Origin of the sequence: Apilactobacillus apisilvae, assembly GCF_023380225.1 — a bacterium.
GTDB classification, from domain to species: Bacteria; Bacillota; Bacilli; order Lactobacillales; family Lactobacillaceae; genus Apilactobacillus; species Apilactobacillus apisilvae.
Genome location: NZ_CP093362.1, coordinates 1,379,974 through 1,391,741, shown reverse-complemented (window position 1 = coordinate 1,391,741; position 11,768 = coordinate 1,379,974). Strand labels below are relative to the sequence as shown.

The window sequence follows — 11,768 nt, the reverse complement described above, 5'->3', positions numbered from 1 at the left end:
ACACTAATTATATATAATATATAATAATTACAAGTTATATAAAATTAATTGATAAAACTTAAGGAAGTGATATATTTGGTTGAAAGATTAAATGACGATGAGGTCAAGGATTATTCAAATCGCTTATACAAAATTTTTAAAGATTTAGACTTATTAGTTGGAATCGGTGGTTTGTCAAAAATGTGTAAAGTCCCTCAATCTAAAATTAGATACTGGGAACAAAAAGGATACATTGAAGCAGTTGACACAGATAAAAATAAGAATCGTCGCTATCCATATCATTCAATTATCAAGGTCGAATTAATTAAATCATTTTTAAATTCTGGTTACACATTAAGTGCCGCAGCTGATAAAGCAGCTGTTTTTGACCGAACTGGTAGTATTATAAGAAAAGTTATCGGTAATCGATTTAATGAATTAACCTTAATTGATAACAAGCCGGCTATTAATATGGGCCCAGTTGATGGAACGAAAGATCAATATATTTATTTCATAGATGAAGGTAATGATATAAAAACCAAAATAATAAAAAAGAATTCCTAATGGAATTCTTTTTTATTACAAACTTGTTTTTAATTTTATTGTAGAGTAACGTTATTTTGATATCTATGAATAATTACTTTATACTTAATTTATGTATATTACATAAATATGATTAATTATTTAGTAATAATACTAAGGAGGAAATCATAGAAATGGGATTTTTAGACATAATCAATGATTTTATAATCGGATATCCAATCATTGTTTCTGCAATTTGGATTGTTGGTTCTATTTTCGAAAGTCTATATCGTAAACATGAGAAGTTTGTCAGTATTTCAGGCAAAGATTTAGTATCAATTATCGTTCCATCACATAATGAAACTGATACTTTAAGAGGAGCAATTGACTCTATATCAAAAATTGATTATCAAAACTTTGAAATCGTATTAGTTGATGATAAAAGTGATGATGATACTTTAGATATAATGTATGAACTACAAAAGAAATATGCTAACCAGTTCAGAATTAAAATTGTTCCAATTGAAGTCAATCAGGGTAAAGCTAATGCTATGAACAAAGGATTTGCCGCATCAGAAGGTAAATACATTATGGGAATTGATGCTGATTCTTTAATTGCTGAAAATTCCGTTACTGAAATGGTAAAAACTTTAGCATCTGATAAAAATCTTGGTGCCGTCGCTGGAAAACCAGTTGTAAGAAACCGTACTACTATTTTAGGTCGTCTACAATTACTAGAATATATTGGTGTTATTGATATTATTAAAAAAGCCCAATCATTCTTATATGGACGTATTAACACTGTTTCAGGTGTTATGGTAGGTTTCAGAAGAGAAGCAATTGAAGATGTTGGCGGTTGGCATACCGATGTTATTACCGAAGATATTGATATTACTTGGCGGATGTACCGTAAACATTGGCAAGTTAGATACCAACCAGCAATGATATGTTGGATCTTAGTTCCAGAAAATACTAGAAGTTTAATTAAACAACGTCGTCGTTGGGCTCGTGGTGGTATGGAAGTTTTAGTTAAAAATCATGATTTCTTAATTCATAGTGATATATCTCGTAAAGCATTACTATATGAAACAATCATTAGTAACACTTGGGCGGTTTTAACTGCATTAAGCACTATTTCTTATTTATTTAATTTATTGTTAATTCATGAAGTTCAATTAGACGGTGATGTATTGCTACTATTAATTGTAATCAGTATTACACAATTTTGTATTGGATTTTTAGGATCAAAAGCGAAGGCATTTTTACAATTCCGTGATTTATTATTAATCCCAGCATATATTGTTTACTACTGGATGATTAACTTAATTTCATGTATTAGTGCCCTAGTATCATTCTTCTTGGATCCTGAAAATGTAGGAACTTGGAGCAGTCCTGACCGGGGGGTTAAATAATGAAAAATGAAATTGAAAAATTTGTGATTAGAAAAAATATTAGTCCATTTCGTAGCATCTTTCATTTTTGTTTATATGCTGTTTTATGGTTTTATGTATTCTTTGTTTTAATAGTTAACTTTGCATTTTTATTTGGATACTACAGTGATGATTTTGTAAGTTTCTATTTATTACTAAACTTAAATTACGGACTATACATTAAATTAATTATTGGAGTTGTAGCACTAATAGTATTAACTGCTATTTATTCAATATTTAGATTACACCACTTACGGAGGTTAAATAGTAATGTCGAGAAGGACTAGAAAAATCATCGTTGCTATTGTTGCTGTCATTGTTGTTATTTTAATGTCATTTACAGTTAGAAAAGCAATTCAATATGATAAGGGTAGTAGTGAAAACTATGCACTTGATAAATCAGCTGAAAAACAAAAAAATGGTATTTTAGTTTTTTGTTACCATCGAATTTTAAAAAATAATTTTGGAGTAAATGTATCAAGAACACTTTCAACTAACTCACAATTACATGACTTTAATGTTCCTTCTAATGATTTTGCTAACCAAATGAAATTTTTGCATGACCATCATATTAAAGTTATCTCTGGTAGTGAAATGGTTAAAATGACAAATTCTAATAAGCCTATTAAGGGTAAATATGCGGTGCTTTCATTTGATGATATTGACCGTACCACTATCGATAATGCTATTCCAATTATGAAAAAGTACAAATTCCCATTTACTACTTTTATCATTACTGGAAACACTGGTAGATACCGTGAAGGTACTCAATTAGCAACCTGGAATCAAATTCATGAAGCTCAAAAAGAAGCTGGTAATTTAATGACAATTGGATTACATACTCATAATATGCATTATTTAACTCACAAGTTAATTCCAATTTTCAACTTACCACAAAACTACGAACGTTTTACTCGCGATTTCCAAAAATCTCGCCAAGATTTATATAATCATACGGGAACTCGTGGCGATTCCTTTGCCTACCCTTACGGTGGTGGAACTCATAGAACTAATCATTTTCTACAAACACAGCATTTAGGCTGGATTGCGACTTTAGATGGTGGAGTTGTTTACAATGACGGTAATGGTAATCATTTAGATTTACAATATACACCTCGAATGATTATTAATAGTAACAGTTGGCCAAGTATTAAACATTGGTATTCAACTAAATAAAATAAAAAGACAATCGGAAAAACCGATTGTCTTTTTTAGTATCAAATATATTATTTGTCTAATTTTGTTTTGCTTTGTACTTCTAGTTTATCATTGAAATCATAAACTACTGGTTCACCAGTCTTCATTTCAAGATCCATGATATCATCATCAGAGATTCTTTCAATGTATTTACTTAAAGCACGTAGTGAATTACCATGAGCAGCAATAATAACGTTCTTGCCATCTAATAACTTAGGAGCAATTTCGTCTTCCCATTCAGGCATAACACGTTCTAATGTAACCTTTAGGTTTTCACCACCAGGAATAATGTTGGGGTCTAGGTCTGAGTAACGACGATCGTTAACAGCTGAGCCTTCATCATCTGGACTTAATAGTGGAGGTAGAGTGTCGTATGAACGACGCCAAATATGAACTTGTTCGTCTCCATACTTTTCAGCAGTTTCTTTTTTGTTTAAACCTTGAAGACTACCATAATGACGTTCGTTTAATCTCCATGTCTTAGTTTCAGGAATCCATAATTGATCAGATTCTTCTAAAACGTAATGCAATGTCTTAATTGCACGAGTTAATACTGAAGTGAAAGCATAATCAAATTCTAGACCAGCTTCCTTTACTAATTTACCAGCTTCTTTAGCTTCTTCAACACCTTTGTCACTTAAATCAACATCTTCCCAACCAGTGAATTTGTTGGATAAGTTCCATTGACTTTGTCCATGACGGATTAATACTAATTTTGACATAGGATTGAACCCCTTTCAAGTTTATAATTAACAAATCAATTTTACACCAAATTAAAACAATTTTCAGCTTATTTCATAATTCTCTTTATTTTCGCTGATTTTTTATTATCACCTTTTACTCCAATGATTTCTAAGAAAAATGTAAGAATTGGTACTGAGACAATTAGGCCCCAGCCTCCAAAAATTTCTTCACCAATCATCAAGGCACAGAAAGTGTAAAAAATGGGTAGTTCAGTTCTAGAAGACATTAATTTAGGATTTAAAATATAAGCTTCTAAGAAATGAACTGCTGCAATCATAATTACTAAATAGACAATATATTTAAAACCACCAACTGAATAACCAACAATTGATAATGGAATCAATGAAATAATTACCCCAGCAACAGGAATTAAACTCAAGAAGAATACTAAAATTCCTAAAATAAATAATTGTGGCATTCCTAAAGCGGCCATAATTAATGTTGTAAAGATAGTATTAAAAATAGCAATTAAGAATTGAGCTTCTAACACAACACCGAAAGTTTTAGTAAATGTTTTGGCAAAATAATAAATATCTTGAAAGAACCAATCAAATTCAGAGGTTAGAAAACGTTTACTAAATTCAGCCATTGATTTTTCTTCTAGTGTAAAGAAGAAACTTAAAATTAATGATAATAAGAAAGTTACTCCCATTTGACCAATGCTAGAAATATATTGAAGTAAGAAATCCAATCCACCCTTAACTTCAGTTAAGAAATTAGAACGATGGATAAACGAACTAATCCAATCTTGGAATTGACTAGCCCCTTCCATGTTATTAGGATCATCATAAAAATCAATCACATGTTTAGATGCAGTAACCGCTTGATCATAAATAACTGGTGAATAAACCGCTACAACTGTTACAATTCCAGCAATAAATAACACATACGTGATAATCACTAAAATGGGTGAAGGAATTTTAATATATTTTCTAATAAAATTAACCCACTTAGTGATTAATAATGAAAAAATAAACGTCAAAAGTAACATACTAATCATACTACGCATTAAATATAGGATAATAATTAAAAAAATTAGTACAAACCAACGACGTAATTTAACATTGGCTACAAACTTGTCCCAAATTTTCATACATACCTCCTGCTTATTAAATTTTATTTAGATACTTAATTATAACATCTAGGTCTATAAAATTAATAAATTTCATTCGGCTAATTACTTACAAAAACAGTCATTTTAAGAGTATAATTATTTAATGTGATTATTATTGAAAGAAAGGACTGTTCACATGTTTGAAAAAACATTCTACAAAACATTTTTTAAGCACGGATTTAATGAACCCATCCAAGTAAATTATTGGGACGGAAAATCTGAAAAATATGGTGATGGCGAACCTAAGGCTGTTATTACTATGAAAGAACCAATTCCTATTAAGGAAATTAGAAGTAATGCTTCTATCGCCCTTGGTGAAGCTTATATGGACGGAAAAATCGAGGTTGACGGTAGCGTTGAAGATTTAATTGTTTCTGCATACCAAAAATCAACTAGTTTCATTCGTGATCACAAATTTATTAACTTTTTACCTAAACAAAATCATAATGAATCTACTAGTAAGAAGGATATTCAAAGTCATTACGATATTGGTAATGATTTTTACAAGATTTGGTTAGATAAAACCATGACTTATTCTTGTGCCTACTTTGAGCATCCAGATGATGACTTATATGATGCACAAACACAAAAAATGCATCACATCATCAAAAAATTAAATCCACAACCTGGTCGTACCCTACTAGATATTGGTTGTGGTTGGGGTACCTTAATGTTAGCTGCTGCTAAACATTACGACTTAAAAGTCGTTGGAGTTACTTTAAGTCAAGAACAATGCGATTATGTAAATGCACAAATTAAGAAATTAGGCCTAGAAGATAAAGCAGAAGTTCGTTTACAAGATTACCGTCAATTAGGTGATGAACAATTTGACTACATAACTTCTGTCGGAATGTTCGAACATGTTGGTAAGGAAAACTTAAATGAATATTTCTCATGTGTCGCTAAATACTTAAAACCACATGGTGTTGCATTAATTCATGGTATCACTAGACAACAAGGTGGCGCTTACAACGGTTGGATTAATAAGTACATCTTCCCTGGTGGCTATGTTCCAGGAATGACTGAAAATCTTGATCACATTGTTAATAATGGATTACAAATCTTTGATTTAGAATCATTACGTCGTCATTATCAATTAACCCTTGAAAATTGGGACAAAAACTTTAATGAACATCTTGATGAAGTCAAAAAAGTTATGGGTGACGATGAACGTTTCTTAAGAATGTGGGACTTATATCTTAAGACTTGTGCTGGATCATTTAAAGCTGGTAATATTGATGTTATGCAATACTTAATTTCTAAGGGTCCTTCTGGACAAGAATTACCACTAACTAGAGATTATATGTACGAAGATAAATAAAAATATGAAAAAAGCAGTGATGATGTGAACCCTTAAATCGAAACAACTATTTATTTTCTAGGAGGTAAAGTTTCCGATATTCTTTCGGAGCTTTACCTCCTAGTTTTGTTTTAATTCTACAATTATTATAATATTTAATCCATTTTTTCATCGCTTTAATTAATGAAGACTTTGTTTCATAATGATTACTCATAATTTCTATTTTCATGATATGAAAGAATGATTCCATTTGTGCATTATCTAGACATGTCCCTTTACGGGACATAGATTGAAATATATGATTATCCTTTAAAAGCTTTTGCCACTTATTATTTTGATACTGAAAACCTTGGTCGCTATGAATGGTAGTTCTATATTTCAAATTGGGTAATGCCTTAATCAAGGCTTTTATTGGCTTAATAGTAAAGTCAACAGTTGGATGTTCGCTAATAGAAAATTTTAATATTTCATCTGAAAATAAATCCATAATGGGTGATAAATAAACTCTATGATTTATATCTTGATTACCATACCTAAATTCACTGACATCAGTTGTTAATTTTTGATATGGACGATCAGTCTTAAATTTTCTGTGAATTCTATTTTTAGCTATATGTCCAACTTTGCCAATATAAGAATTATATTTTCTTCTTTTTCTATTATAGCTATTAGTTGTTAAGTTTAACGTTTTCATTAATCTTAAAACTTTTTTATGGTTAACAACTACGTTGTTATTAATCAAAGCCAAGGTTACACGTCTATAACCATAGTTTGGATTAAAATGTTTGATTTGAGTAATCATCTTTTTTAATTTAATATCTTTATCATTTTCTTTTAAATGACGATAATAGTAGCTTCTACTTATACCAATACTCTTTAAAATGAATGATATAGAAAATCTTTTAAACAAATTAATTAATTTCTTTATATGATTAATAATAGATCCATGATCTTGTTTTATTTGTTCATAACGATAATTAATTAGATAATAATCAAGTTTGTCCTTTAAAGATTTATTAAGTAATTTAAGTTCAATATTATTTGATTTCATTTTTTTAGGGCCACGATTAGTGTATAATCCAATTAGGCCTTTAGTCTCCAATCTTCGCTCCCAAGCAAGGATTGTGCTCGGGGCAGATATGTTGAAGAAAAGTGCTGTTTCTGGATACGAACTGTGGTTAGTGTGCATCCAATGCAGCACTTTTCGTTTATAATCTCCAGAATATACTTTGCTTGGTTGCCTGACAACTAATCCTTTAATGCCGAAGGCATTATACATATGAATCCAATTTAACACAGATGTTCTACTCTTAATATTATATTTTTTAGCAAGACTAGTGGAACCCATTCCTGTTGAAAAATATTCTTTAATTATCTTTTTCTTTAATTCAAAACTAAATTTTGTCATACAAAAACCCCTAAAGCGTTGTTTCACTTTAGGGGTTCACTTCATGATGTCTAAACATCACTGCTTTATTTTTTTATATAATTAAAGCTAATAAAATTACCGAACCTAAACCTAAAATAACAGATAGTGCCATTGAACGTGTCCAATAAGCAATTACAAAAACAATTAATGAAGCAATCAATTCAGGGGCTTTACCACTAACTGATAAACCATATGAAGATGTGATTACTAGATCTTTAACCACTAATGATGTGAATAAAGCAATGGGTACATATGACATCCATTCATTAAACCATTTAGGTATTTTTCTTGTTCTAAAAAAAGAAAGGGGAACAAATCTTGGTATTAATGCAACTAAGAAACATAACATTACTAACCAAAAATGTTGTGTTGAATTCCACTCCATAAAATATCTCCTATTACACTACTTATTTTCTTGAAAATTCTCTTCATCTTCTTCTTCAGGTGTTCCCGCCGGATTCTTAAACAAATGTAAGAATATGTTCTTACGATAATGTTTATAATGCGCGCGAATGTATGATTCAACCATAAAACCAACAAAGGATGAAAGTAATGTTGCAACAACTAAACCTAATGTTGATTTCATCAGCATCAAAAAGATAATTGCTAAAACAATCGTTAATAATGTAATTAATACTTTTAATAATGACTTAATTTGCATTACTATCATATAAATAAACAATGCAGTTAAAGCAAAATGAACAACAGTTAAATTAATTTGAATAGCTGAGCCAATTAAACTACCAATGATTGTACTAACAGTCCACACAATTAACGCATAATGTTCAATTTGCAAAGCATCTTTTGGTGTAAACTTTTTATCAGTCGACAATTTTAAATAATTGACAGCATAAGTTTCATCATTTAATGACACTGCAAATAAGAATGTAAATAAATTCGATTGACCTTGTAAATACTTAGATATACTTGAACCTAACAATGCATATCTTAATTCTAAGAAAAATAACATAATTACAATTGATAATAACGGTGAATTAATAACTAACATTGAAGCAATTAGAAATTGTGCTCCACCAGAAAAGACTAACAATGAAACTAAACCAGTAAGAATTGTATTAAATCCAGCTGCATGTAGAAGAATTCCACATGCTAGTCCAATAGGTATATAACTAATATTTAACGGCATTGCTGTCTTTAAGTTAGTTAACCAACGTGGTTCATTTGGATTTGGTACTTGCTTTGTCAAAGAGTATTCCCCCGTATATAAAACATTCGGTAATTTAGATTAGTATCTCGGTAAATAGTTATATTTATTAAAAATAAACTTTACTACCATTATAGTACAAATTGATTATAATTTTGTATATTTATAGAAATTAATCTCTAATAATTTTAAAGCCAAGATAAAATACTCCGCCACATTCTAACAAAAATATTGGCCTTATCATCATCATTCAAAGCTGTTAATTTTAAATTATTTTCATTATTAATGTAATTCAATCCAATAACTTTGGCGTTAGCTACAACATCCCCTGCCGTAATTGGTGCATTCAGTCCACCATCGTATTCAACGCTTTTTAATGGGGTAATTTGACTCAATTGAAATTGTTGAACGTTTGATAGCCAAATATCTTGATGATCAGAAAAGCCTAAACTAACTTTTGTTTGCTTTCCATTAGGCACATCTAAAGTCCCTTCATTGCGACCTTCCGTCATTTCACTAACTGGTTGGTGAGCATTTAATGAAACATAACGATACTTAGCATAGACATATTTTAATAGTTTTTGCGTTTGCACAAACCGAGATGGATCATATTGACCAGCATGATGGACACCCATTACTACCGTAATTACTCGATGATTATCTTTAACGGCAGTTCCTGTAAAACAAGCGCCCGCAGTATCAGAAGTCCCTGTTTTTAACCCATCTACTTTAATATCTGGTAAAGCTTCACTTCGACCTCTAATCATCCAATTCCAATTCAACATAGTATTATTTTCAAATTTAGTGGTATTGGCGGCTGTATCTTTTAAGATATGTGGATATAGTTTGAGAATATTCATTGAAATAACTGCCATATCACGAGCCGATAGTTTATTTTCAGCATTAGCATCAACATTGGAAAAACCTAACGAGCCAACTTCCCCATTGGTTAAGCCACAAGCAGTATAAATCTGGGCATCATTAATTCCTAAATCTTTAGCTGCTTTACGCATTGCTAAAGCAAATTTTTGTGTACTACCTGCCACACCATATCCCATTGCCATCGCACCAGCATTTTCAGAATAAATGGCTGCTTTATATAATTGTTCAATTGTATAAGTATGATTTTCTCTCAATTCAACATTGGCATATTCAGGATTAACACTCAAAGCATGTAGAGCAGGAGTTATTTTAACTTTAGTATCCCAGTTAATTTGATGATTTTTAATTGCTTTTAAAGTTACATAGATACTTAATAATTTACTCATTGATGCAGTTGGTAAAGATTGCTTAGAATTCTTATCATATAAGATTTGCCCAGTTTTAGCATCAATTGCTAAAGCTGATTTGGCTTGTAAATTTAAAGGTAAATTATTTTTTAATAAATGATTAGTTTCCTGATTTAATTTTTGACTAGTCTTTTCTTGATTGGTAAGTTCATTATTCTGATTATGTATATTCGAACCATTAGTTGCAGCCATTGATGGACTTGATACTCCCGCTAACATTAATGTAATCAACATCACTAATGTTATATTTTTTAATAACTTATGAATCATAATTTAATTTCCTTTCAAGATATGTAATTTATATTATTATAATAATGCTTATAGCAGTATGTTACAACAATATAACAATTAATCGCACAAAAAAAGTACTAAAAGAATTAACTTTTAGTACTTTTGCTTTTAAATAATTATTATTTGTAATTAGGAGCAGCTTTAGTAATTTGCACATCATGTGGATGTGATTCTGATAAACCAGCATTAGTAATTTGAACGAATTGAGCATTTTCAATCATACTATGAATATCTTTGGCACCAGTATATCCCATAGCCGATCTAATCCCACCTTCCATTTGGAAGACAACATCTTTAGCTGAACCCTTGTATTCAACACGAGCTTCAATTCCTTCTGGAACTAACTTATTAGCTTCATTGACTTCACCTTGGAAGTAACGATCAGCTGAACCATGTTTCATTGCGCCAATACTACCCATTCCACGGTAGGCTTTGTATTTAACACCATCTTCTTCAAAAACTTCACCAGGGGCTTCATCAGTACCTGATAACATGCTACCTAGCATAACAGCATTACCACCAGCGGCTAAAGCCTTAGCAGCATCACCTGAGAACTTAATTCCACCATCAGCAATAATTGGCTTGTGCCATCTTCTTGCTACTTCAGCAGCATCGTAAATTGCAGTAATTTGAGGGACCCCAACACCAGCAACAACACGAGTAGTACAAATTGATCCAGGACCAATTCCAACTTTAACTACATCCACACCAGCTTCAAATAAGTCGTTAGTAGCTTCACCAGTAGCAACGTTACCAGCGATTAATGTCTTATCGGGATAATGTTCACGAATTTCTTTAACTTTTCTAATCACACCAGCTGAATGACCATGAGCAGTATCAATAATAATTGCATCCACACCAGCATGGAATAATGCATCTGCACGTTTAAAAGTATCAGATGTTACTCCAACCGCAGCAGCACATAATAAATGGTTATTAGCATCCACCGCAGCATTAGGATGTTTATCATCATTTTCAACAGCCTTAACTTTAGCCACTTCTTTAGCTTGGTCATCAATTAGCATGTTTTTATGCACAACGCCTAATCCACCAACTTGAGCCATGGCAATTGCCATTTCAGATTGTGTAACAGTATCCATACTAGCACTTAAAAATGGTACATTTAATTTTAAATTATCTGCTAGTTGAACAGATGTATCAACCTCATTTGGTAAAACGTGACTTTCGGCTGGAATAAGTAAAACATCGTCAAAGGTAATTCCTTTTTTTGCAAATTTTGTATCCCACTTAGACATAATCAATAACCCCTCTTATTATTTTTTATCTTCTAATATACAAAAAAAAACG

11 protein-coding genes are annotated in these 11,768 nt (G+C 31.0%); 4 read left to right on the top strand and 7 right to left on the bottom strand.

Annotation, left to right across the window (positions count from 1 at the left end; translation table 11 throughout):
- The first annotated feature begins 75 nt into the window (after positions 1–75).
- From MOO46_RS06935 to MOO46_RS06925, 3 genes are all read left to right on the top strand, one after another.
- Positions 76–543 carry a MerR family transcriptional regulator gene (locus tag MOO46_RS06935; protein WP_249510951.1) on the top strand — a complete coding sequence of 156 codons (468 nt, stop codon included), beginning with the start codon at positions 76–78 and terminating at the stop codon, positions 541–543.
- Between the two features lie 152 nt (positions 544–695).
- The gene (locus tag MOO46_RS06930; protein WP_249510950.1) at positions 696–1,913 is read left to right on the top strand and encodes a glycosyltransferase; all 1,218 of its coding nucleotides are present in this window, start codon (positions 696–698) and stop codon (positions 1,911–1,913) included.
- Positions 1,914–2,201: 288 nt separating this feature from the next.
- On the top strand, positions 2,202–3,107 hold the full coding sequence (locus tag MOO46_RS06925) for a polysaccharide deacetylase family protein (RefSeq protein ID WP_249510949.1): 906 nt from the start codon (positions 2,202–2,204) through the stop codon (positions 3,105–3,107).
- A 50-nt stretch (positions 3,108–3,157) separates the two neighbouring features.
- Here the strand turns inward: MOO46_RS06925 and MOO46_RS06920 are convergent, their stop codons facing one another.
- Positions 3,158–3,850 carry a 2,3-diphosphoglycerate-dependent phosphoglycerate mutase gene (locus MOO46_RS06920; RefSeq protein WP_249510948.1) on the bottom strand — a complete coding sequence of 231 codons (693 nt, stop codon included), beginning with the start codon at positions 3,848–3,850 and terminating at the stop codon, positions 3,158–3,160.
- A 68-nt stretch (positions 3,851–3,918) separates the two neighbouring features.
- On the bottom strand, positions 3,919–4,965 hold the full coding sequence (locus MOO46_RS06915) for an AI-2E family transporter (RefSeq protein WP_249510947.1): 1,047 nt from the start codon (positions 4,963–4,965) through the stop codon (positions 3,919–3,921).
- Between the two features lie 157 nt (positions 4,966–5,122).
- On the opposite strand from MOO46_RS06915, the gene MOO46_RS06910 reads away from it, so the two are divergent.
- Positions 5,123–6,307, top strand: coding sequence for an SAM-dependent methyltransferase (locus MOO46_RS06910; protein ID WP_249510946.1), 1,185 nt, complete (start codon positions 5,123–5,125; stop codon positions 6,305–6,307).
- Positions 6,308–6,353: 46 nt separating this feature from the next.
- On the opposite strand, the gene MOO46_RS06905 is transcribed toward MOO46_RS06910, so the two are convergent.
- From MOO46_RS06905 to guaB, 5 genes are all read right to left on the bottom strand, one after another.
- A complete protein-coding gene (locus MOO46_RS06905) occupies positions 6,354–7,694 on the bottom strand; it encodes an IS3 family transposase (protein WP_249510537.1) in 1,341 nt (446 codons plus the stop codon).
- A gap of 73 nt (positions 7,695–7,767) precedes the next feature.
- Complete coding sequence (locus MOO46_RS06900; protein ID WP_249510945.1) at positions 7,768–8,100, bottom strand: AzlD domain-containing protein; 333 nt, start codon at positions 8,098–8,100, stop codon at positions 7,768–7,770.
- Positions 8,101–8,118: 18 nt separating this feature from the next.
- The gene (locus MOO46_RS06895) at positions 8,119–8,862 is read right to left on the bottom strand and encodes an AzlC family ABC transporter permease (RefSeq protein WP_249511724.1); all 744 of its coding nucleotides are present in this window, start codon (positions 8,860–8,862) and stop codon (positions 8,119–8,121) included.
- A 206-nt stretch (positions 8,863–9,068) separates the two neighbouring features.
- On the bottom strand, positions 9,069–10,439 hold the full coding sequence (locus tag MOO46_RS06890; RefSeq protein WP_249510944.1) for a serine hydrolase: 1,371 nt from the start codon (positions 10,437–10,439) through the stop codon (positions 9,069–9,071).
- A gap of 140 nt (positions 10,440–10,579) precedes the next feature.
- The gene (guaB, locus tag MOO46_RS06885; RefSeq protein ID WP_249510943.1) at positions 10,580–11,716 is read right to left on the bottom strand and encodes an IMP dehydrogenase; all 1,137 of its coding nucleotides are present in this window, start codon (positions 11,714–11,716) and stop codon (positions 10,580–10,582) included.
- Positions 11,717–11,768 lie beyond the last annotated feature (52 nt).